Source organism: Verrucomicrobiota bacterium, assembly GCA_019247695.1.
GTDB lineage: Bacteria > Verrucomicrobiota > Verrucomicrobiia > Chthoniobacterales > JAFAMB01 > JAFBAP01.
Window position 1 is genome coordinate 1 of the sequence record JAFBAP010000014.1, and the last position, 21,342, is coordinate 21,342.

The 21,342-nt window shown below is 61.3% G+C and carries 21 protein-coding genes; 8 read left to right on the forward strand and 13 right to left on the reverse strand.

Translation table 11 applies throughout. The annotated features are described in order from the left end of the window. Nucleotides 1-191: 191 nt before the first annotated feature. On the reverse strand, nucleotides 192-1,487 hold the full coding sequence (bioA, locus tag JO015_01195) for an adenosylmethionine--8-amino-7-oxononanoate transaminase (protein ID MBV9997704.1): 1,296 nt from the start codon (nucleotides 1,485-1,487) through the stop codon (nucleotides 192-194). Further along, a complete protein-coding gene (locus tag JO015_01200; GenBank protein MBV9997705.1) occupies nucleotides 1,484-1,786 on the reverse strand; it encodes a hypothetical protein in 303 nt (100 codons plus the stop codon). Before JO015_01200 ends, bioA begins: the two co-directional genes overlap by 4 nt. Before the next feature lie 83 nt (nucleotides 1,787-1,869). Here JO015_01200 and JO015_01205 point away from each other — a divergent pair, with 83 nt between their 5' ends. The 5 genes from JO015_01205 to JO015_01225 all read left to right on the forward strand — a co-directional run bounded on the left by JO015_01205 (nucleotide 1,870) and on the right by JO015_01225 (nucleotide 5,884). Then, on the forward strand, nucleotides 1,870-2,739 hold the full coding sequence (locus tag JO015_01205) for a CPBP family intramembrane metalloprotease (GenBank protein MBV9997706.1): 870 nt from the start codon (nucleotides 1,870-1,872) through the stop codon (nucleotides 2,737-2,739). Then, on the forward strand, nucleotides 2,699-3,424 hold the full coding sequence (locus JO015_01210; GenBank protein MBV9997707.1) for a ComF family protein: 726 nt from the start codon (nucleotides 2,699-2,701) through the stop codon (nucleotides 3,422-3,424). The genes JO015_01205 and JO015_01210 overlap by 41 nt, the downstream gene beginning before the upstream one ends. A gap of 16 nt (nucleotides 3,425-3,440) precedes the next feature. After that, on the forward strand, nucleotides 3,441-4,280 hold the full coding sequence (locus JO015_01215) for an acetyl-CoA carboxylase carboxyltransferase subunit beta (protein MBV9997708.1): 840 nt from the start codon (nucleotides 3,441-3,443) through the stop codon (nucleotides 4,278-4,280). Between the two features lie 12 nt (nucleotides 4,281-4,292). Then, nucleotides 4,293-5,507, forward strand: coding sequence for a bifunctional folylpolyglutamate synthase/dihydrofolate synthase (locus JO015_01220; GenBank protein MBV9997709.1), 1,215 nt, complete (start codon nucleotides 4,293-4,295; stop codon nucleotides 5,505-5,507). Between the two features lie 110 nt (nucleotides 5,508-5,617). Continuing rightward, a complete protein-coding gene (locus JO015_01225; protein MBV9997710.1) occupies nucleotides 5,618-5,884 on the forward strand; it encodes a hypothetical protein in 267 nt (88 codons plus the stop codon). 473 nt (nucleotides 5,885-6,357) lie between these two features. On the opposite strand, the gene JO015_01230 is transcribed toward JO015_01225, so the two are convergent. Together JO015_01230 and JO015_01235 are read right to left on the reverse strand one after the other, a co-directional pair. Further along, the gene (locus JO015_01230) at nucleotides 6,358-6,894 is read right to left on the reverse strand and encodes a hypothetical protein (protein ID MBV9997711.1); all 537 of its coding nucleotides are present in this window, start codon (nucleotides 6,892-6,894) and stop codon (nucleotides 6,358-6,360) included. 42 nt (nucleotides 6,895-6,936) lie between these two features. Further along, nucleotides 6,937-7,635, reverse strand: coding sequence for a replication initiation protein (locus JO015_01235; GenBank protein MBV9997712.1), 699 nt, complete (start codon nucleotides 7,633-7,635; stop codon nucleotides 6,937-6,939). A 16-nt stretch (nucleotides 7,636-7,651) separates the two neighbouring features. Between JO015_01235 and JO015_01240 the strand changes: the two genes are divergently transcribed. Next, entirely contained in the window at nucleotides 7,652-8,173 is a 522-nt protein-coding gene (locus JO015_01240) for a hypothetical protein (protein ID MBV9997713.1), read from the forward strand. A 149-nt stretch (nucleotides 8,174-8,322) separates the two neighbouring features. After that, nucleotides 8,323-9,933, forward strand: coding sequence for a type IV secretion system DNA-binding domain-containing protein (locus JO015_01245; GenBank protein MBV9997714.1), 1,611 nt, complete (start codon nucleotides 8,323-8,325; stop codon nucleotides 9,931-9,933). Nucleotides 9,934-10,230: 297 nt separating this feature from the next. Here JO015_01245 and tadA read toward each other — a convergent pair whose 3' ends face one another. The 5 genes from tadA to JO015_01270 all read right to left on the reverse strand — a co-directional run bounded on the left by tadA (nucleotide 10,231) and on the right by JO015_01270 (nucleotide 15,123). Beyond that, nucleotides 10,231-11,298: a Flp pilus assembly complex ATPase component TadA gene (gene tadA / locus JO015_01250; GenBank protein MBV9997715.1), complete on the reverse strand. Its 1,068-nt coding sequence runs from the start codon at nucleotides 11,296-11,298 to the stop codon at nucleotides 10,231-10,233. Nucleotides 11,299-11,386: 88 nt separating this feature from the next. Continuing rightward, nucleotides 11,387-11,764, reverse strand: a complete 378-nt coding sequence (locus JO015_01255) for a type II secretion system protein (protein MBV9997716.1) — start codon at nucleotides 11,762-11,764, stop codon at nucleotides 11,387-11,389. Nucleotides 11,765-11,777: 13 nt separating this feature from the next. Next, the gene (locus JO015_01260; GenBank protein MBV9997717.1) at nucleotides 11,778-12,404 is read right to left on the reverse strand and encodes a gliding-motility protein MglA; all 627 of its coding nucleotides are present in this window, start codon (nucleotides 12,402-12,404) and stop codon (nucleotides 11,778-11,780) included. 183 nt (nucleotides 12,405-12,587) lie between these two features. Next, nucleotides 12,588-13,871, reverse strand: a complete 1,284-nt coding sequence (locus JO015_01265) for an SUMF1/EgtB/PvdO family nonheme iron enzyme (GenBank protein ID MBV9997718.1) — start codon at nucleotides 13,869-13,871, stop codon at nucleotides 12,588-12,590. Nucleotides 13,872-13,971: 100 nt separating this feature from the next. Further along, on the reverse strand, nucleotides 13,972-15,123 hold the full coding sequence (locus tag JO015_01270; protein MBV9997719.1) for an AI-2E family transporter: 1,152 nt from the start codon (nucleotides 15,121-15,123) through the stop codon (nucleotides 13,972-13,974). 277 nt (nucleotides 15,124-15,400) lie between these two features. Here JO015_01270 and shc point away from each other — a divergent pair, with 277 nt between their 5' ends. Beyond that, nucleotides 15,401-17,365, forward strand: coding sequence for a squalene--hopene cyclase (gene shc, locus JO015_01275; GenBank protein ID MBV9997720.1), 1,965 nt, complete (start codon nucleotides 15,401-15,403; stop codon nucleotides 17,363-17,365). Between the two features lie 222 nt (nucleotides 17,366-17,587). Here shc and JO015_01280 read toward each other — a convergent pair whose 3' ends face one another. The 4 genes from JO015_01280 to JO015_01295 form a co-directional block, all read right to left on the reverse strand. Further along, nucleotides 17,588-18,388 carry a DUF3891 family protein gene (locus JO015_01280; protein ID MBV9997721.1) on the reverse strand — a complete coding sequence of 267 codons (801 nt, stop codon included), beginning with the start codon at nucleotides 18,386-18,388 and terminating at the stop codon, nucleotides 17,588-17,590. 40 nt (nucleotides 18,389-18,428) lie between these two features. Continuing rightward, nucleotides 18,429-18,998 carry a GNAT family N-acetyltransferase gene (locus JO015_01285; GenBank protein MBV9997722.1) on the reverse strand — a complete coding sequence of 190 codons (570 nt, stop codon included), beginning with the start codon at nucleotides 18,996-18,998 and terminating at the stop codon, nucleotides 18,429-18,431. Further along, the gene (locus tag JO015_01290; protein ID MBV9997723.1) at nucleotides 18,988-19,527 is read right to left on the reverse strand and encodes a DNA starvation/stationary phase protection protein; all 540 of its coding nucleotides are present in this window, start codon (nucleotides 19,525-19,527) and stop codon (nucleotides 18,988-18,990) included. Before JO015_01290 ends, JO015_01285 begins: the two co-directional genes overlap by 11 nt. Before the next feature lie 95 nt (nucleotides 19,528-19,622). Further along, nucleotides 19,623-21,281 (reverse strand): response regulator, encoded by a 1,659-nt coding sequence (locus JO015_01295; protein MBV9997724.1) that lies wholly within the window; start codon nucleotides 21,279-21,281, stop codon nucleotides 19,623-19,625. Nucleotides 21,282-21,342: the final 61 nt, after the last annotated feature.

The window sequence follows — 21,342 nt, forward strand, 5'->3', positions numbered from 1 at the left end:
AAGAGGACATGGCGGCAACTCTAAGGTTGACGCTCGCACCTAACCCCCAATGCCGCCGCTCCGACCTCCGACCTCCGAACCCTTTCCCCTTCTCCCTCTTCCCGCCGTGTTCGCCGTGTTCCGCCGTGTTCGCCGTGTGAACTCTTACGTTGTGCCCGCCAAACCCGCTGTGCCCGCCGTGTGACCGAATTCTACCCGGCACACGGCACTACTTCGAGGGCGGCCCGCCGGATCGCCGTGACGGCCAGGCCGATCTCAGCGTCCGTCACGCAGTACGGCAACATCAGGACGATCACGTCGCGGATCGGCCGGGTCAGCAACTGGTGCCGGCGAGCCGCCTGGCAGACTTTTGAGCCGATCTGCTCGCGCCAGTCGAACGGTTCGCCGTTCGGCTGGCCCAGTTCGATTCCGGCGATGAATCCGCACTGGCGGACGGCGCGCACGCACCCTAAGGATTGCAGGCCGGCCAGTTGTTCGCGCAGCACCTCGATTTTGTGCACCAGCCGGCCAAGCGTGTTCTCACTTTCAAACACCTCCAGGTTGGCGAGGGCTACCGCGCACGCCAGCGGGTTGCCCGTATAACTGTGGCCGTAGAAAAAGGTCCGCAGGTCTTCGTAACGCCCCAGGAAACCGTCGAAAACGCGCGCCGTCGTCAGGGTCGCGCCAAGCGGCAGGTATCCGCCCGTCAGGCCTTTGGCCAGCACCAGGAAATCGGGTTGGACCCCTTCGTCGTGCTGGTAAGCAAACATTCGCCCGGTCCGCCCGAAACCGGTCATGACTTCATCCAGGATGAGGAAGACGCCCCGGCGGCGGCACCAATCCTGAAGCCGGACCAGGAGACCGGGCGGCCACAAGCGCATCCCGGCGGCCCCTTGCACCAGGGGTTCGATGACCACCGCCGCGATGCCGGCGTTATCGAGCCTTTCGAGGTCGTCCAGGCCGCTCACCCGCGTTACGGGAAAATGGTGGGCGGCGAAGCGGTCGTGAAACAGGGAGATGCCTCCAAGGCTCGATGCACCGAATGTGTCGCCGTGGTAGGCGTGATCGAAAGCCGCAAACCCGGTTCGTTGCGGCTGGCCATTCTGTTGAAAATATTGAATGGCCATTTTCAAGGCCACCTCGATACCCGTCGAGCCGTCGTCGGAGTAGAAGACCCTGGTGAGGGCCGTGTCCGCCACCAGCGAGACCAGGCGTTCGGCCAGCAGCGCGGCAGGCGCATTGGTCAATCCCAGGAACGACGCATGGGCGAGCTGGTCCGCCTGCGTATGCAAGGCACGGCTCAGGCGTGGATGCTGATGCCCGTGCAGGTTGGTCCAGATCGAGGAATTGCCGTCGAGGTAGCGGTGACCCCGGTCATCCTGGAGCCAGGCGCCCTGCCCTGAGGTAACCAGAACCGGTTCCTGGGCCAGCCACTCCTGCATCTGGGTAAACGGATGCCACACATGACGCCGGTCCGCTTGCCGGGCGCGAGAGTAAGGGGGGATCATGGCTCGAGGGTGGGACCGGCGGGCGGGACGGGCGGGGCGGCCGCTTCACTGCGCAAACGCCCCAGCTCGCGGTCAGCCCAGACGACGTCGTCGTAAGCCGCCCTCCGGCGCTGGTATTTGCGAAACAGGATTTCACGAAATTCGGTCAAATCATCCAGCAGCGGCTCCTCGTAGTAAGTCCAGCGCTCCTCGTCGGCACGTTTGCCCTGGAACCGCCAGCTTCCGCCTTGTTTGATGACTCGGACCTCGCGCTTGCAGCCGTCCGCAAGTTTCTGGGTCCAGGCATGACGGTTGTGCATAGTGCGGCAACTTTAATTTGCGGCGGGGAACAGTCCACGGTAATTCGAAACCCTTGCGTTCTGGTTGGCCGATCCTCTGTTATTTGTTATCGACATTGCTGCTGGGAGCATTGCTCGCGCCGCCCCTCTTTTATGTCGGCCAGCACGCGGCGACGGTTCCCGCCTTGGGGTTCCTGGCCGAATCGGATTTTCGCCGTTACTTCAACCGGGCGATCCTGGCCGGCGCGCTGATCTCGTTTTATCCCCTGCTCCGCTGGGTGGGCTGGCGCAACCTCAGCGGCCTGGGGCTAAGGCCGGACCCTCACCGTTGGCGGCACCTGGCCGGCGGCTTTCTGATCTCGTTCGTGACGATCATCCTGCTTGGAATTGTCCTCACCAATTTCGGCATCTACCACTGGAAACGCCCGCTGCCCTGGAACCTGCTGCCGCGGGTGCTCGCCAGCGCCCTGACCGTTGGCGCGCTGGAAGAAGGCCTGTTCCGCGGCCTCTTCCTGGGGGTCGCAAAGCGGCATGCCCGGCCGGTAACCGCGGCGGTGTTTGTCTCGGCGCTCTTTGCGATCCTGCATTTCCTCAAGCCGGTTGAAGATGCCTCGTTACCGGTGCGATGGTATTCGGGCCTGGCGCTGATTCCGCAGATCTTCGGCCAATTTACCGAGCCGCAACTCGTGGTGGCCGGTTTCACGACGCTTTTTGTGCTCGGGATGATGCTCGCCCACGCCACCCTGCGCACCGGATCGCTCTGGCTGAGCATCGGGCTGCACAGCGGGCTGGTATTCGGCAAAATGGGTTTCAACAAGCTTGCCAAACGGGTCGCGGACACGATGCCGTGGTTCGGACCCGACCTGACGATCGGCCTCGGGTCGGTGCTGGTCCTTCTTTTCGTCTGGTTTCTAAGCTGGTACTTCTTTCTGCGTGAACGCTCTTTTGCGTCCGTGGTGGAACACGCTCGTTGAGCTGCTCTACCCGAGCCATTGTTTCGGTTGCGGCCATGCGGTCGAAGAAGGTTGGACGTTGTGCGCCCCCTGTGAGGGTCAGGTGCGGCGCATCCGCCCGCCTTGCTGCTCGATTTGCTCCCGGCCGTTTCCCGGGTCGGTCGAGGTCGTGCCCCGATGCACCAACTGCGAGGACCGGACGTTCGCCTTCGAATCGGCCGTCGCCGTCGTCCAGGCACAGGGTTTGACCCGGGAACTGATCCACCGGTTCAAGTACCAGCGCCAGTTTCACCTGCGGCGCGTGCTCGGCGCCTGGCTGCTCGCCGGATTCTCGGATCCCCGGCTGGAAGCGGAACCGGTGGATGCAATGGTGCCGGTGCCGCTCCACCCGGTCCGGCTGCGCGAGCGCGGTTATAACCAGGCCGAAGCCCTGGCTTCGATCGTAAGCAAGCAGACTGGCGTGCCGGTCTGCCCTTGCCTGCGGCGGGTCCGCTACACCTTGACCCAAACGCGGTTTGACCGGGTCCAGCGCAGGCGGAACTTGCGTGGCGCCTTTGCGCTGCGCAAGAATACGGGCGTCAGTGGCAAACGATTACTCCTCATTGATGATGTCCTCACGACCGGATCGACCCTGCACGAATGCGCCGCCGTACTGCTGGACCACGGCGCACGATCCGTGCGGGCGCTGACCGTTGCCCGCGGCTGACGACAGACAACCCCTTATGGCAATTTTCCCGAAACCGTCTCTTAAACTCGGAAATCTGAAAAAGCGCGATATGCCCGAAGGCCTCTGGCAAAAGTGTCCGGAGTGCGGTGAGGTGATTCACAACCTGGAGCTCAGCGGAAACCTGAAGGTCTGCCCCAAATGCGACCATCATTTCACCCTCTCGGCTGCCGAACGAATCCAAAACCTTTTGGACCCGGAAACGTTCCAGGAGTTTGACGCCGAGCTTACGTCCGTTGACGTCCTCAACTTCAAAGGGGTTGCCACCTACCAGGATCGATTGAAAAGTTACCAGGCGAAAACCGGGCTGCGAGACGCCGTGATCAGCGGGTTCGGGTCGATCGCAGGCCACCGCACCGGGCTGGCGGTGATGGACTTCAATTTCCTGGCGGCCACCATGGGTTCGGTCGTGGGCGAGAAGATCACCCGCATGGTCGAGCGCAGCACGGCCGACCGCCGGGCCGTGGTGATCGTTTCCGCTTCAGGCGGTGCACGGATGTACGAAGGTATGCTCAGCCTGATGCAGATGGCTAAAACCAGCGGCGCGCTGGCGCGGCACGCTGAAGCCCGGCTGCCGTACCTCTCGATTCTCACCCATCCTACCACGGCGGGGGTGATGGCCAGTTACGCTTCCCTGGGCGACCTGATCCTGGCCGAACCAAAATGCATGGTCGGCTTCGCCGGACCTCGCGTGATTCGCGAGACCACGCACCAGGAGTTGCCCCCCGGCTTTCAGACGGCCGAGTTCCTCAAGGAGCACGGGTTTATCGACTTGATTGTCCACCGGCGCGACTTACGTTCGACGTTGGCCAGAATCCTCGACTACCTGGGGGCATAAACCTTTCCCGCCTTGAGCGCTACCTGCCGTGCCGCCCTCAAATGGCTCTTCGGTTTACAAAGCCGGGGCGTAAAGCTCGGGCTGGATAACGTCCGTGCGCTCCTGGGCGGTCTCGGTCATCCGGAAGCCGGCCTCCGTTGCGTGCACGTGGCCGGCACGAACGGCAAAGGTTCGGTCTGCGCAATGGCCGCTGCCGTGACGCGTGCCGCCGGCGTGCGAACGGGCCTTTTTACCTCACCGCACCTGGTGCGATTCAATGAACGCATCGAGGTCGACGGCGTGCCGATCTCCGATGACGAGATCGTCGACGGGCTCTCGACCATCCGTTCTCAGGTCGAGGTCCATCCGGCGACCTTTTTCGAAATCACGACGGCCCTTGCGTTCTGGCATTTTCAGCGCCGGCAGGTTGATCTGGCCGTGCTTGAGACCGGGCTGGGTGGAAGGCTGGACGCCACCAACGTGGTGCAACGGCCCCTGGGCTCCGTGATCACGGCCATTGACCTGGACCACCAGTCCATTCTTGGGCAGACCCGCGTCGAGATTGCCCGCGAAAAGGCAGGCATCATCAAACCCGGCGTCCCGGTCGTATCCGGGCCGCAGGTCGCGGAAGTCGCCGCCGTGCTGCGCCAGATCGCCGGGGAACAGCATGCCTCGCTGAGTTTCGTGTCGAAGCCCGTCGCCGGGTATGAAGTCGGGCTGTTCGGTTCGCACCAGCGGTTGAACGCCGCCATCGCTCTGGCCGGACTGAGCGCGGCAGGGTTTGACCTGCCGGAAACTGCCGTCCGCCGTGGCTTGCGGGACGTATCCTGGCCGGGCCGTTTCCAAATGGTGAGACCCGGGCTGGTCATCGACGGCGCGCACAACCCGGCGGCCAGCCGGCGGCTCGCGGCGACCTGGCAGGAATACCGCCCCCAGGAGCGGCCCCTGGTGATCTTCGGCGGTTTGCGCGATAAAGCCCTCTCTGAAATGGTCGCCGCGCTGGGGGATATCGCGGCGGAATTTTTCCTGGTCCCCGTGAATAACGCGCGCGCGGCCGACCCGGGACAACTCGCGTCCTCCCTGCCGCCCGGCATTCCGCACCGGGCCTTCGGCTCCGTCGCAGACGCGTTGCGCGCCGCCGAGGGACGCCGGAATGAGGTTCTGGTAACCGGTTCGCTTTTCCTGGTCGGCGAAGTCCTCGCTATCCTCGAAGGGCCGGGCGGCCGACAGGAACGCAGCGAGCAGTGATTGACAACGCGCCTTAAAAACGTTGTGATGCGGCCGTGAACGCCGGCCTTTCCGCGATCCGACCTGAAGAAACGCCCTACCTCTGCCACCCCGGTAGCCAGGGTGGGATTATGTGCGTTTTTCTCCTGGAGGCGCCGCCGCGCTCCAAAGCCATCCCCTATTCCTGTCTGCTCTCGATTGATACCCTGGGCGAGCACACCATTGCATTGCGTTATACTCACGCCGACGTATTCCTGTCGCTCGGGCGCACTTTCGCCGGCCGGAACCAGTTACTGGACGATTTCACCAGCTGCAGGGTGGCACTCCTCCGCGCTTCCCCCACCCTCAGGATAGAAATCCGAACCGACGCCGTTGAGGAACGGCCGGAAAAGTTTTGAGTGACGGGTAGGGTTTGCAGTTCGGAGTTCGGAGTTCGGGGTTCGGAGGCGTCATCGAACCGGGTCCAACCTTTCCGTGAAACACGCTCACACGGCACCCACGGCGGGTGTGGCGGGCACAACGTAAGAGTTCACACGGCGACCACGGCGAGCCACGGCGACCACGGCGGAAAGGCAGGAATCATCCGCAGAACACGCAGAACACGCAGAAGAACGCAGAAAAGAGAATACATCCACAGATTACACAGATTGACACAGATTAAGGGCACACGGCGCCACGGCGGAAGCCATGCCACCCGGCGCCTCTTCATTTGTGGCATTCTCTGCCGCTCCGAACCTCGAACCCCGAACTCCGAACGCTTTTCCCTTCTTCCCGCCGTGTTCGCCGTGGCCCGCCGTGTTCGCCGTGTGAACGCTTACGTTGTGCCCGCTCTCTTCCACCGTGCCCGCCGTGTGCCCGACACCCGCCACCCTTACTCACGGCAGCCCCACCGGTTTATCATGGCGTTATTGATCCCGTGCCGGACCACCGGGTGGCGCACAGAAATGTAGAAGTGCAGCCATGGCGAAAGCTCGCCGAGTTTTTTCCGGTAGAGGCTGCGCAGCCGGGTAATTTCCTCGAGTAGGACGTCGCCGCTGAGGTCCGTTTGCCGGCCGGACCGCACCATCTGCTCCGCGGTTACTTCCGCGATTTCCAGGCAATACCCGATGACCTTGGCTACCGTTACGGCGCTCAGGCCGCCCGGCTCGGCAATCGTCCGCTCGGCGATGAACCGGGAATAATTATCGATCGACAAGCACCGGCATCGCCACTTGTCGCAGGCATCGGTTCGCGCCAGCGGAAAACGCGCATGGGCCAGAAAGTCAGTGAGACCCCAGCGTATCCTCGGAGCGGGAGGCTCCGCAAAATTGTACGCGAAATTGAGGCTTATCCGGCTGATCTCGATCAACTCATCGGCCGACAACTCTCGAAATCGAGCCACGCCCGGTTGCCCTGCCAACTCATTCATGCCGCAGCACCGGTGTGCGAGGTGCCGTCCAACCGGCCCGGGCTAAGAACCGGCCCCGTTCGAACGGGTTTTTCTCTTCTTTTCCCGAATTTCAAACGCCAGGGACAACACGCGGCGGTACTTTGCCTGGCCAACGGCCACCAGTTTGAGGTGGAGATCTGTCTTCTCGTTGATTTCATGGAGCGCCCGGTCGATCGCGCGCTGCTTCAGGTTCGGCCAATGCACCAGGCATTTCTCGCTGATGATGTTGCCCTGAGCATCACGCACTTCATCGACGCCCAGCACCTTCCGAATGTGCGGAATGGAAACCCGTTTAAGCCCGACGTGCCGCCAGTTCCACGCCCATTCGTACAACCGGATCGAGTACTGGCTCGCCAGTTTGACGCTGGCCCGCTCGGCGTCCGCCTCCTGGTGATGCCGGAGCCGCTCCAGGTGCGAATGCAAACCGGGATCGATGTGCAGCACCATCTTCTTGTCGACCATCGTGATTGAACTCAACCATCGCGCATAAAGCACCGAGTTCTGCTTGTCGTCGTTGTGCAAGACCAAGCGATGGTAGGTCAAAAGTTTCATTGCTGCGGATTGCAAATCAAAATCGTCAAAATCGAACGCGGTCACGCCCGGTTTTAATCGTTCAACGATCTCCAACACGATTTGCCGCTCGTCCGGCGTCAGCTTGTAAAACGCCTCAATCAGGTCATCTCCAAACCCAAGCTGCGCTTCGGGCTCCGGAGCTGGCAACGCGCCAAAAACTTTGTTGTATTTACGCACTTTACTTTTTCCAGCTAAGGATGTTACACATCCTATACATCATTTCGTTTTTCCGAAGAAACTAAAAATGGTCAGCACGAAGGAAAGTCGTCAGGCGGCGGGCACGGAAATATCCAAATGGTCGTTTTCAGCGGATGGCAAGCCGCTGTCGTTAGATGAATTCCTGGAAGGTTACCGCAAGCAGGGGACGTTTTTTGAAGGCAAAGAACAGTGGCTCAAAGGGGTTAACCGGGTCACCTGGGAGAATTTCTTTTTGGTCTGCACCGAAGAATTGGACGACATCTCGCAACGCGCTGCAAAGATGTTGATTCAATACTGTCTAGAAATTTTGGAAGATGTTGCTTCACGGATCCGCGGGCCCGTTTCCGCCCCCAAGCTCGCCGACGCCATGAAGCGCGAGTTCGATGAACAATACGATAACCCGGTTTACCAGTTTCAGTGGGCCATGCGCCACGACGCGGTACGGGAGGCGGTCACCAACGCCGTGCTTAATCGTTGGGGCAAGTAAACGGCCCCCCGCTCACCACCTTCATCCGCCGCGGTAAGGCCACCGGCCGCCGGCCGTCACCAGGCCGTTTTTTTGGCCACAAAGATTAAACTACGTTTTTATGATTTGTTATTTACACCGGCCGGTCCCCCCGCTTCAATGGCTCGACCATGGCCGTGACGCGCGCCCCCTCCCCGCCTGACGCGAATCCCGCGCCGGCCACTACCTCGCAACAAGAACAGCAACCGAAGCGGGGCCGGCTGAAGCCGAACCCGGACCAGCGGCCGATCCGCCGCGACCGGATCGGATTTGTTTCCTCGCCGGCCTTGCTCGCGGCGTGGGTCCTCTGCTTCGGGCTGGCCTGGTGGACCCTGCCCGTACTGGGCGGGTGGGCGCTGCTGCCGCTCTTCGTCCTCCCTACCGTGGCGTGGTACGCCGCCCCGCCGGGCCGGGCATCCCGGGTCACCGCCCGGCTCGGCGGGCTAAGCTGGAACCGAAGCGACTTTTGCCGCGGCTGGCTCATCACCGGCGACACCGGCGCCGGCAAGACCTTCGCCATCAACACCCTGCTGCATTCGGTCTTTGCGCACGAGCCGGACTGGGGAGGCTTGTGCTGCGACGAGAAAGGCATCTATCACGAGACGCTGGTCACCATGGCCGCACGCTATGGACGGGAGGCCGACCTGGTACTCCTCCAGACGCGCCCCGATCACGCCGGATCCGGGTGGGCTCCGCCGGCCCGGTTCAACCTTCTTTCCGACGCAACCATCCCGAGCTCAACTTATGCCCAGGCCATCGTCGACACGGCTGCAAACCTGAACGCCGGATCCGAAGACAAAGGGTTTTTCAAAACGCAGGCGCATAAGCAAATCAGCCAGGCCATTCATCTGATGCGCCTCCTTGAACTTACGCCAACCCTGCAGCACGTGAACGAAATCCTGCAATCCGAGCCGATGCTGAAAGCAGCCCTTCAGCGGCTGGAACCGCTGGTGCAGGCAGGCGCGGACGCGGCCCGGCAGTGCCGCGACCATTTCCTCAATTTCATGCGCCAGCCAGTCGAGCAACTGGGCGGGGTGCGCGCGACCGTCGATAACTACCTCGGCTATTTCAGCCATCCTGACATCGTGGAGGTCTTCGGTGCGGAGCAGAATACCTTCGATTTTACCGCCATCGACGCAGGCGCAATCATCTGCCTTTCGATGCCGCAGAAGTTCCAGACCGAGCGCCGGTACGTCACGACGCTCTTGAAGCTCCTGTTCTACACTCACGCGCTTCGCAGGTTCGACCCGCGAGCGCCCGGACACCGCCGGCTCGACGAGGATAACCTTCTCATCTGCTGGCAGGATGAAGCGCAGCGTTTCATGACCGAATCGGATGGAAACGTGGACGTGATCCGGCAAACCCATACGACCACGGTCATGGCCGCCCAGTCCAAGACCTCCTTCCTGCCCGCCCTGCAAACGAAGGAAAAAGCCGAGGTCACCCTGCTCAACCTTCGTAACCGCGTCATTTTCAGGGCTGCCGACCGGGCGTGCGCCGAAAGTTCGGCCGATTTTATCGGCAAGAAGATGCGCTGGAAAAAAACCTATACCCGAAGCAAAGGCCAAACCAGCACCTCGCGCACCAAAGAAGAGGAGTACCTCGTCAAGCCGCACGAACTGATGGCCCTGCCAAAGTTTACGGCCATCGTGAAGCATTGTGAACAGGGCTACCGGAAATGCGTGATTCGTCCCGTTAACCCGGATGGCCAGGTCCCGGACTGGTATCCGGCAGGACGGTGATGGGCAGGGGGGTGGAATGCCACAAATGCCACAAGCGGAAAATGCCGCAACTGCAGCACCCTTATTCCTGCAGTTGAGGGCGCCACGCATCAGCAATCAACGGCCTGCCGCCAATAGCAAATCCCCGAAGGCATACGTTTGATTGCATCGGGCATTCTCCGGTTCACCACATTTGCCCTTCACCTCTTCTGTCCGGTACTGAACAAATGCCAAGAGCCCCCAACCGAAGTCGGTCATTTGCGGCATTTGTGGCATTCTTCTGCTGCTTCCGTTGTGGCATTTGTGGCATTCCCCCCGTTACCCGTTCCGGTGGAACGCAAATTCCCGCGGGTCGAGCTGCGACTGGCACTGGCGCAAGGCCGTCTGAAAATCCACCATTCCCAGGTCGCGACTGGAAAGCATCTGGTCATGCAACTCCTGCTCGTTGCCGCGCATGATCACGGCTTCCACTTTCGGCGCGTGGACCAGGACTTCGCGAACGGCCAGCCGTCCCCCGCCCCGTTTCCGCAGGAGACGCTGATTGATGGCGATCCGGAGACTGCGGGCCAGCACGTAACGCATCTCGGCGGCGCGCTCGGCGGGCCCGAGCAGCAGGTAGCGTGAGATGGCTTCGACCACGCTTTGCGCGTGCAGGCAGGAGATGACGAGGTGCCCCGTCTCTACGGCCTGGAGGGCGGTAACGGCCGTGTCGGCATCCCGGATCTCGCCGAGCATGATGACGTCGGGATTTTGCCGGAGCGCTTCTTTCACGCCTGCCGCGTAAGATTCAACATCGATCCCAACCTCACGCTGGATGACTTCCGCGCGACGGCACTGGAACTCGAATTCGACCGGGTCCTCAATGGTGATTATCTTGGCGTCGCGCTTGCGATTCAAGACCTCGAGCAGCGCGGCGATCGTGGTGGTCTTGCCGGAACCTGTCGGCCCGGTTACCAGCACCAAACCATCCGGCAAGTTCAGGAATCGGTCGACCAGGGCAGCGGATAACCCCAGTTGGTCAGGGTCGTCCGGAGGGGCATCCGGCAACGGACGCAGCGAGGCGAACAAGTCGCGGCGGGATCGGGCGACATTGACCCGGAACCGTTTTCCGTACAGGGCCGCGGTGAAATCGAGGGCCGCGAATCTGGCGGTGACCAGCGGCAAGTCACCTGCGGGCGCCGGCGCTTGCGCCAGGAGCGCGCGGATCATGGCCTGCACCTCCTCGCAAGTCAATGCGCCGTCTTCAGCAAGGCGGGTGACGCGACCGTCCAGCCGGGCCGTAATCTGATTTTGAAGCAGGGAGACGTCACTGACTTCGTGGTGCCGCACGAAGTCCACGATCACTCGAAAGCGTTGCTGTTCCTGGCTGCCTGGGTCTGGGGTCACGACGTAATGCTGCCGCCTGCTGGTCCGGTGTTCCTGCCCGCCCGGGTGAAAACTTCTCCCGGGTGAGGGCGGCCCGCGCCGTCTCGGGCTAACGCGGATTTATTTTGGCGCTGTTCTGCGGGTGAACCGGGCAGATGACGGGCGCATTCAGGTCGCTCCAATTCTCGTAATCTGCGTTCGGGTTATGGGGGCAACGCGGAACGCCGAAACGGAAGTAACGGCGAAATTCATCGACGTTCATGGCCGTGGCCGTCCCCACGTGATCCCGGGAATATTCGTCCTTTGCCGCCTCGATCAACAGCATGTTAGCCAGGCATTGCTTCTCGTCCTGCCGGTCAAGCGTTCCGAGAACGGCAACGGTCACGACCCCGCTGACGGCGGCAATTATCGCCAGGACAACCAACAGTTCCACCAGTGAGAAGGCGCGTTCGGCGGCCAAGCAAGAGCACTTGCGCGGTTGGGGCATCTGACAATCTATATCAGCGGTAGGCTTCATAGTTTCCAAGCTCATCCTTGGTCAGAAAGTCCTGTAGAACTTTCTGGGTAACCTGGTTGAGCGCTTTGAAGACGTTGGTGCCGGTCAGACAATCACCGGCCAGGCGGGGTAAACGCCGGCGCCCCACTTCCAGAAACAGGTCGAGCGCTTCGACCGGAACGAGTTCTGACTTCGGCAGGTCGCGCTTATTGTAGAAGGCGGTCACGGCCAGGTCCGAGAGGTCACGCTCCATCCCTTGCAGATTCTCTTCGAGGTTTTTCAGGCTCTCGATGTTTGCCGGCAGGCGGTTCCATTGCGAATCGACGACAAAGACCAAGCCGTCCACGCCACGGAGCACGAGCTGGCGCGTTGAGTTATACATGACCTGCCCCGGCACAGTCCAAAGCTTGAAACGCACCTTGAAGCCCTTCACCGTTCCGCCGTCGATCGGCAGAAAATCAAAAAACAACGTGCGATCGTTCTGCGTAGGAAGCAGCAGCAGTTTTCCCCGGTCCTGGGCGTCAACCCGCTCGTGAATGTAGCCAAGACTGGTGGTTTTGCCGCCGAGCGCGCACCCGTAGTACACAATTTTGAACTCAACCTCTCCCTTAACGAAGTTGATGAATGACATAATCGCGAGCTGCCGGCAGCCGCACGGCATGAGTGGTTTTCATGGTCCCCAGGTGCTGACTGCTGACTATCTTAACGGCGCAGGATTTACAACCCTCCGGTTCGGCCGGGGGCGACGATCCTGGAGGGCGTGTGATGCCGGGGCGGTGAACTCGGCCATGCCGGGGCTTCCGGCCCATTCCCGCTAATGATCAATGACGGTCCTGAACCCGATCCGCGCGTCCCTGGTCACAGGGCTCAGGTGCAGTATCCGCCGGGTCAGGTCGGCATTCTCGTTGCCGAAATTGCCGCCTTTGATGACGGGGGTCCCGTCGGCGTCAAACGACGCCGTCCATTCGGAAACGTTGCCGGCCATGTCGTACGCGCCGTACGGACTCCGGTCGATCTTCCAGGCCGCCACGTCACCCGGGCCGGGAACGGCGACCCGGTTCGGGCCGGCCAGATTGGCCGCATCCGGTCGTGGTGCATTGCCCCACGGGTAGTGCCAGCCGCCCGGGCCTCGGCCGGCCTTTTCCCATTCCTCTTCGGTCGGTAACCGGCGTCCGCGCCAACGGGCGTAAGCATAGGCGTCGAACCAGTCGACGCAGGCAGCCGGGGCATTCGGGGTAACCTGATGGCCATGAAATTTCGAATAGCTGAACGCGGCCCGGCTGAACTCGTCCCACTCCGGGCTGCGGTGGGTTTTACCCCGGGGCTGATTCGGGTGATCGTAGTCGGTTCGGTCACCGACCTGGTCGAGAAATAAAGCGTACTGCCAAACCGTTACCTCGGTGGCATCGATGCGGAAGGCGCGGGTTGACCTGATCTGCCCGTCCTGAAAAACGAATTCACCGGCCGGCACCAATACATCCGGGAATTCTTTGGGACGCCAGTAGCGTCCCTCCGGCGCCGTGCCGAGCATGCGATGATGAAACTGCACCCACGTCGTGTGAATGGCGTGACGGCACTCGACGCACACCGTCCCGGCAACTGCGCCGGCGATACCCAGAAGGCCAAACCGCCAGCGGCGTTTCGACCGGCGCGCCTGCTGATGACGGCGCCTTCTGGCCATAACTTCGACGAGCAGGCCGGCCGTTCCCGGCAGACCCGCAGACGAGCCTTCACCAACTCCCGTCCCTCCCGGCAAATCGCGATGTTCCCGCTCATCACGTTTCCGGACCGCTTCCATCAGCACATATTCCCACCCGCCCCGGATCGTTTCAGCAGGAGCCCGCGCGGAAGCATCCAGCAACGTGAAAGTGCCTCGCTTCCAGCAGAGCACTTCCAGCAACGCCGCATCTCCCGACCGGCCATCGGCTTCGGCGTGAACGATGGCGCCGCGCCTCAGGAAAATGCGCCCCTGCTTCTTACCGCTCTGAACTTCCAGGCAGCCGGTGCGCTGGGCAAGGCAGGCCATCTGAATGATGTCGAGCAGTGCAAAATCGTGTATCTGGCCCGAAAATCCTTCGCGATTACCTTCGGATTGCATCCACGCTCGTTCCTGGCCGGGCTTTCCAGCTATAGGCAGGGGGCTATAAGGGTGGCGCTGCCCGGCGGGTGCAGGCCCGCCTCGCACCGGTTCTCCGCCGCTAGACTTTGCGTCGCAATTCTCGCTGGCCCTCCCGGGGGGCGATTCGCACGACCTCTTCCTTGGCGCGGATCGTTCCGGATTTCGACAGCAGGATGGCTACCCATCGCGTCGCCTCAAAATTGGACAGGATGATGACCACAATCACGGTCAACGGCACACAGAGAAACGCGCCGGTCACGCCCCAGAGGGTCCCCCAGAATATCAGGGCCATGATCACCGTCAGGGGGCTGAGGTTGAGGGATTCGCCCATTACATTCGGCTCGACAATATTGCCCATGAGCTGGGCGAGGGCGGTGAGCCCGAATCCGACAATCAACACGGGGCCGAGGTGATCGAACTGCACCGCGGCAAGCGAGGTGGGTAGCAGCGTTGCGATGATCACGCCGAACGTGGGAATGAAGTGGAGGATGAAGATGAGGAGAGCCCAGAATTCTGCAAAATCCACGCCGACCAGCCGGAGAAGGAAATAGGAGAGCAGCGCGGTGACCAGGCTCACCGCCGTCTTCACGCTCAGGTAAGTATGGATGTCACGATCGATCCGGTAGAGAATCCGCAACGCCCGTTCCCGCCGGAGCGGATCCGGAAACAAGGCATTGAGCTTGACGGTCGCGAACCGGAATTCGAGCAGCATAAAAAGGCCGTAGATAAACACCAGCGTAATGCTCTCGAGGATCTGAACCACACTCTTGGCCACGGCGGCGAATACCGGTCCCAGGTCGATGGCCTTGAGCAGGTCGCGCAGTTCGGCCGGCTCCTCGATTCCGAGCCAGCTGAAAAACTCTTGTTGCAACTGCTGGAAACGGGCCTGGTAACGCGGCGCCGCTGCCGCCACGTGGCCGGCGTTGTTGGCGAGGATGGCGAAAAGGGCGTAGCCCACCGCGATGATCACGGCAAAAGAAACGATCCGGGACACGCTCAGCGGAAGCACCCGTCCCGCCAGACGCACTTTCGCGATCTGCCGGTTCAGGATGCTGACCAGGTAAACGACGATGAACCCCGTCACGAGCGGAACCAGAAAGTCCTTGCCGGCGCTCAAAATGAAATAGCTGGCCAGGATAATAATCAATATCGCCGCGGTACCGGCCACGCGGCGGTAGCGGATCCAGCGCGCAGACACCTGCCAGGGCGGCGATGGTTCAGCGGACGTCATAAGAGTATTGATCACATTGGAAAAACCGGTACCGAAGCGGCCCGAAGTGGCCAGGACGGCACCCGACATCATTTTTTGACTACAACCATTTTTTATCTTCTGTCCACCGGAAGGGCCGCTAACCTAACGCAAAAAGGAATGATTGCGCGGCCTTTTTTTGCTTCGCTTTCCGCGCCCATGCCGTATACCGCCCGGGTGCGAAAGCAGGAGCGTTGCAGGTGAAAGACTGGCATTCCGCCATGGCCCGCGCTATGACATCCACTTTTCCAATTGCCATATGAGACGGGTTTTTCCGATTCAGCAGGAAGCTGCGTACGTCGCGCAGAATCTGGCTCAAGTTGTTCAAAGCCAGCGTGCGACCCGTCGTGCCGCCTGCGCCGCCAGCAAACGAGCGGCTGAGTCGCTCGCTGCCCTGCAGGCGCCGGAGGGGTATTGGTGCGGTGAACTGCTGGCCGACGTTTCCCTCGAGGCCGATTACATCCTGCTGGAACATTGGTTACAGCGCCGGACCCGGCCGGACCCCCTGCCCGAGGTCCGCATCCGCAAAGCCTGCCGTCGCATCTGCTCGCAGATGTTGCCCACCGGCGGATGGCCGATTTACCCGGGCGGGCCCGCTGACGTGAACGTTTCGGTCAAGGCTTACACGGCCCTGAAACTGGCCGGCTACACCGCGGATGATTCGATCCTCAGGCTGGCGCGCGATAAGATCCTCGCCCTCGGCGGGCTGCAGGCATGCAACAGTTATACACGCATCAACCTGAGCCTGCTGGGCCTGTTCCCAAAAAAGTTCGCACCGACCATCCCGCCCGAAATCATCCTTCTGCCGGGCGGCAATTTCTACCCGGGCGGCGTTCTCTACGAGATGGCGTCGTGGACCCGCGCCATCATTATCCCGCTCTCCATCGTCCAGTCCGTGGGCGGCGTGCGCGCCGTTTCCACGGGCCCGGCCATCGATGAACTCTACCAACCGGGCGTGAAGCTCTCCGTCCCAAAGCGGGACCATCTCCTGGCGTTGTTTTTTCATCAACTCGACAAGTTCTTCAAGGTATGGGAACGGCGCGGCCTGCGCGAAGTGCGGATCGCCGCCGTACGCCAGGCGGAGCGCTGGATGATCGAACGTTGCCGCAACAGCGACGGCCTGGCCGCAATTTACCCATCCATCATGTACACCGTGATGGCGCTGGACGCCCTCGATTACCCGTTGGATCACCCCTTCGCCGCCGAAGCGCGCCACCAGTTCGACAAGCTGCTGACTGAGAAGGACGACGAACTGTATTTCCAACCGTGTTTCTCCCCGATCTGGGATACCGCGTACTCGAGCTTCGTTCTCGGTGAGAGTGGCCTGGGCGATGAAAAAACGATGCGCCAGGCTGGCGATTGGTTGCTTTCCAAGGAGGTCCGGCACCGGGGTGACTGGGTCACCAAACGGCCGCACCTCCCGCCTTCCGGGTGGTCTTTTGAATTCCTCAATGATCATTACCCCGACATTGATGACACCGCGATGGTGCTGCTCGGCCTGATGCACGCCCGGGCGTCGGACCCGGAAAAGCAGGCGCGGGTCGAGGCGCGCGCGGTTACCTGGTTGCGGGGCATGCAGTCCCGGGATGGAGGTTACGCCGCCTTTGACGCCGATAACGATTGGAATCTTTTGAACAGCGTCCCGTTTTCGGATCACAACGCCATGCTGGACCCGACTTGCGCCGATATTACCGGCCGGGTTTTGGAGTGCCTGGTACGCCGGGGGGTGTCCCTGCGCGATCCGTCGATCTGGCGGGGTGTCCGCTGGCTGCTCCGTGACCAGCGCGACGACGGCAGCTGGTACGGCCGTTGGGGCGTCGCGTACATTTATGGCACGTTCCTCGCCCTGCGCGGATTGCAGTTTGCCCGTTGCGACGAACGGCGGGTGTTCGAAAAGGCGGCCCGGTTTCTCATCAGCGCCCAAAACCGCGATGGCGGTTGGGGCGAAAGTTGTGCCAGTTACGCTGAAGACCAGTTTGCCGGTGGTGAGAGTACGCCCTCACAAACCGCTTGGGCCTTGCTTGGGCTGGCGGCAGCCGAGCAAACGTCGGGCCCTGCTTTCCAGAGCGGCATCCAGTACCTGGTCGAAACGCAGCAGAAAGACGGAACCTGGCTGGAGCCCCTGGCCACCGGTACCGGTTTTCCGAATGTGTTTTACCTGCGCTACACGATGTACGCGCACTATTTTCCGCTCTGGGTGTTGTCGGTCCATGCTAGGAATTAAGGCGCGAACACGGCGAGCCACGACGACCACGGCGGGAAGAAGGGGAAAGCCAGGCCGGCGCTTCTTCATTTGTGGCATTTTTCCGCTTGTGGCATTTGTGGCATTCTCTGCCGCTCCGAACTCCGAACTCTTTCCCCTTCTTCCCGCCGTGGTCGCCGTGGCCCGCCGTGTTCGCCGTGTGAACTCTTACGTTGTGCCCGCCGTGTGACCGAACTCCGAACTCTACTTCGGGAGCAGAATGTATTCGACCAGGAGGCGGGTGACGCTTTGCGAGGCCAGGGTTTGGTCGAGTTCTGCCTGGGAACGAAACGGCCGCTCGAACAGGTAACCTTCACAGGAGACTCGCAGGAGCGAGGTGGAGAACGGCCACGGATCGACGCGGAAAACGCGGCTGCTGAATTCTGAAGGGTTGATCGAAAGCGTACAACCTCCATTCCCGCGCGTCCACGGCACATCGCCGACGTCGAATGCTCTGGACGGATTCCGGGAAAGCTGCAACGAGAGCAGGTCCCACGTGGCGATTAGCTTGCGATTACGCGAAACCGCCTCCTCCGTGCATCCGGCGCGCGCGGACCAATCCTCGGTGATGAAGGCGAGCAGTTCCTCCCGATGGCGGCGTTGCTCTTTCAGAAATGCGTCCACCATCCCGGCATCCGGCCCGGTGCCCTTCCGGCCGTGCCGCTCGCAAAGACCGGAAAAGTGAAATGACGCCATCAATGCGGCGTAGGCCGAGACTGCCCGTAACTGGTCGATACTCCGTTTCCAGATTTCGATGTGTTCGCTGACCGGCAGATCCTCAAACGTCAACGGAAACCCGGTCTCAGGATTCCAACGCGGACGTTTCTCCCATGGGAAAAAGCCGGCATCGTGCTGCTCCGCCGCATAGCAAAGCGATTCGTGGGGCTGAAACGTTCCGAATTCGGCGTTGCCCCATTCGCGTGCCATCTGGCCCGACATCCATGAATGGGCGACCTGGCTGATGGCAATAGCCGATTCGTCATTCAAGCTCCGTTGGATGATCATGATTTCAATTCCGTTTGGATCGGTCGCGTGTATTTGGCCCCTACGGAGCCGGTGCGGGCGCCGGCCCGTACAACATCACCCACTCACCAAATTCATCCCGACCGTGTTCCCCCTCGCGCCACCCTCGCCGGCGGTAAAATGCGAGGGCGCGCTCGTTTCGACGCAGGCATTTCAGGCGCAACGCGCCCTCGGATCGGTCGAGAAGGTGCTGAAGCAGAGCCGACCCGATGCCGCGCCCCTGATATTCTCGGGCCACGTACAAGTGATGCAGAAAATCGTCCGGCAGATATACACCCGCAAAAGCGATCACCTTACCATCCTGCTCGGCGACGATCAGTTCCTCTTCGAACGTATCCACCAGAAAATCAGATCGCCGGAATCGGGTTCGAGGCAGCCAGACAAAAGTCTCACGGCGGGTCCGGTAATAAATCTCGATGCAGGCTGCCGAATCTGAAGCGGAACAAAACCGGCGAACGTGCACCGGCACCGGGCCGCTCTCAAAAGCGCGGTCGGCATCCCGCAGGCGCCTGCCCAACGCATTCCGCACGGCTGCGCCGATGAAATTACGGCGACGCGGGACGGCGATACGGTCGCCACCCTCAGTCCGCATCGGTCGCAAGATGCGCTCTAAGCATCCATGCCATTTTTTCATGGTCTTCCATCAAGCCGGTCAGGAAATCAGCCGTGCCGGAATCGCCATAATCGTCGTCGCACTTGTCGATGTCTTCACGCAACGTGCGAACGATGGCTTCGTGGTCGTCCGTTAACCGGGCAAGCATCTGGGTGGCCGTGGGGTGCTCACCGGGCGCTTGCTCCTGAAGCCGCGTCAGTTCGATAAACTCACTCATGGAGCCTGCGGCGTATTCACCCAGCGAGCGGATGCGTTCCGCCACTTCATCCGATTTCTCCTGGAGCGCCTGATACTGCGCTTCCAGGAACACGTGCAGGGTGTGAAACCGCGGGCCCATGACGTTCCAATGGTAGTTGCGGGTCTTGGTGTACAAGGTGATCTCGTCAGCCAGAACCCGTTGCAGGAGTTCGCAAACCTGCGAGCGTGAATCCTGGTCAAGACCAAGCTGGATCTCTGCGTTGGTAGGGTCCAGGTCGTGGTGGTGCTTGGAGGTTGTTCGGGTGTTCATGCTTAACTATTCGGTCGGGATTGTCAGGTAGAGGCGCCGGAACGCGCACAGATGATCCGTGCCGAACCGGAAGCGGGGATCAGGTTTTTGCCCTCCTACCTCTCCCTTTGGTAACCCCGCCGGGAGCGACGGGCAAGTGAGGCGACCAGCGTGACCAGTTCGTCGGGATCAACCGGCTTGGCCAGATGAGCGTCGAACCCGGCCAGGAGCGCACGTTGACGGTCCTCCGAGCGCGCCAACGCCGTCAGCGCCGCCGCCGGGATGTTTCCATTTTGATTCGGCGGCAAAGCCCGGACTGCCGCAATCAGGGCATAACCGCTTTGCCCCGGCATACCGATATCGCTGAGCAACACATCGAATTGCCCCGTCTTCAACCGGCGCAGCGCTTGCTCCGGCGACAACACAAACTCAACGCCGACGCCATAGTCCCGAAGCACGCGCGCGGCCAGGTCCGCCGTGTCCAGATCATCTTCCACCACCAACGTCCGCAGGCCGGCCAGTGCCGCGGCAGCCTCGTCGGGTATCGCCGGCGCCGGTTGTCCGTCCCGATCCTCCTGCTCAAGCGGTTCCCGGAGCAGGCATATCGGCAAAAAAATCGTGAAGGTCGTACCCTGGCCTTCGCCTGCGCTGCGCACCTCGACGTGCCCGCCGTGCAGGTCAACCAGGTTTTTCACCACCGCCAATCCGATTCCCAGGCCCCCATACTTGCGGCTCAACGAGTTGTCACCCTGCCGGAATTGCTCGAAAATGCTCGGGAACAATTCCCGGCGAATCCCGATCCCGGTATCGGTCACACTGATCGTAACGCGCGACTTTACCCTCTGCAAAACCACGTGAATCTTGCCGCCCTCCGGCGTGAACTTAACGGCGTTGGTCAGGAGGTTCCAAACGACCTGTTGAATCCGCGAGGCATCCCCCCGAACCGGGCCCGCTTTGGGGTCGAGCAACTCGGTGATTTCAAGACGCTTTTGCTCGGCTGAAACCCGGACCGCTTCAATCGCCGACTGGATCGCCGAGACCAGGTCAAGCCGCTCAAGCTCCAGCCGAAGCCGCCCGGAGACAATCAGCGACAAATCCAACAGGTCATCGATCAGTTGCGCCTGGATCCGGGCGTTCTTTTCGATCACCTTCAGCCCGCGGCGGATTTCCTGCATCTCCATGATCTTATCGTTGGCCAGCAAGGCCGCCCAACCAAGCACCGCGTTAAGCGGCGTCCTGAGTTCATGCGAAACCGTCGCCAGGAACTCGTCTTTGAGGCGGTTGGCGCGGTCGGCCTCCGTACGCGCAAACTCGGCTTCGGCACGCGCTTTCCGTTCGCGCTCCAGCAGATCCGACAAGCGCGCCGCCTGCCATTGAAGCTCCTCGCGCGTCCGCCGGAATTCGAGGGCCGCCCGGATCGAGACGGGCAGTTTCGGAAACTGCTCCCGGCGCTTGATAATGTAATCGAAGAGGCCCGCCTTCATTCCCTGGGCGCAGACGTCCTCGGCGCCGCTGTTGGTAAACATGATCACCGGTATGGCGACATTCTGCTTTTTGACGTAATCCAACACCTGGAGGCCATCAGTCCAACCCAGCCGGAAATCGGTAATCACAACGTTAAATGCAGGCTCGGTTAATGCCTTCGAAAAATCCTCCTCCGCTTCAATATCAATGAACTTGGCTTCCGCAATTTCTTTGCGAATCGCACGTTTGGCCAGTTCCCGATCGGCGGAATTATCGTCGACGAGCAAAACCGAAACAGGCGCCGAGTCCATACATTCTACATTCTATAGAATCTATAATTCACGAATCTAGCTACCCTCATCGCGCAAGTCA

Bases quoted from the DNA above. Each gene is read 5' to 3' on its own strand.
- JO015_01230 (MBV9997711.1), bottom strand. From the start codon at position 6,894: ATGAATGAGTTGGCAGGGCAACCGGGCGTGGCTCGATTTCGAGAGTTG.
- bioA (MBV9997704.1), bottom strand. From the start codon at position 1,487: ATGATCCCCCCTTACTCTCGCGCCCGGCAAGCGGACCGGCGTCATGTG.
- JO015_01270 (MBV9997719.1), bottom strand. From the start codon at position 15,123: ATGACGTCCGCTGAACCATCGCCGCCCTGGCAGGTGTCTGCGCGCTGG.
- JO015_01215 (MBV9997708.1), top strand. From the start codon at position 3,441: ATGGCAATTTTCCCGAAACCGTCTCTTAAACTCGGAAATCTGAAAAAG.
- JO015_01200 (MBV9997705.1), bottom strand. From the start codon at position 1,786: ATGCACAACCGTCATGCCTGGACCCAGAAACTTGCGGACGGCTGCAAG.
- JO015_01255 (MBV9997716.1), bottom strand. From the start codon at position 11,764: ATGCCCCAACCGCGCAAGTGCTCTTGCTTGGCCGCCGAACGCGCCTTC.
- JO015_01260 (MBV9997717.1), bottom strand. From the start codon at position 12,404: ATGTCATTCATCAACTTCGTTAAGGGAGAGGTTGAGTTCAAAATTGTG.
- JO015_01225 (MBV9997710.1), top strand. From the start codon at position 5,618: ATGTGCGTTTTTCTCCTGGAGGCGCCGCCGCGCTCCAAAGCCATCCCC.
- JO015_01265 (MBV9997718.1), bottom strand. From the start codon at position 13,871: ATGCAATCCGAAGGTAATCGCGAAGGATTTTCGGGCCAGATACACGAT.
- JO015_01280 (MBV9997721.1), bottom strand. From the start codon at position 18,388: ATGATCATCCAACGGAGCTTGAATGACGAATCGGCTATTGCCATCAGC.
- JO015_01245 (MBV9997714.1), top strand. From the start codon at position 8,323: ATGGCCGTGACGCGCGCCCCCTCCCCGCCTGACGCGAATCCCGCGCCG.
- shc (MBV9997720.1), top strand. From the start codon at position 15,401: ATGAGACGGGTTTTTCCGATTCAGCAGGAAGCTGCGTACGTCGCGCAG.
- JO015_01285 (MBV9997722.1), bottom strand. From the start codon at position 18,998: ATGCGGACTGAGGGTGGCGACCGTATCGCCGTCCCGCGTCGCCGTAAT.
- JO015_01290 (MBV9997723.1), bottom strand. From the start codon at position 19,527: ATGAACACCCGAACAACCTCCAAGCACCACCACGACCTGGACCCTACC.
- JO015_01295 (MBV9997724.1), bottom strand. From the start codon at position 21,281: ATGGACTCGGCGCCTGTTTCGGTTTTGCTCGTCGACGATAATTCCGCC.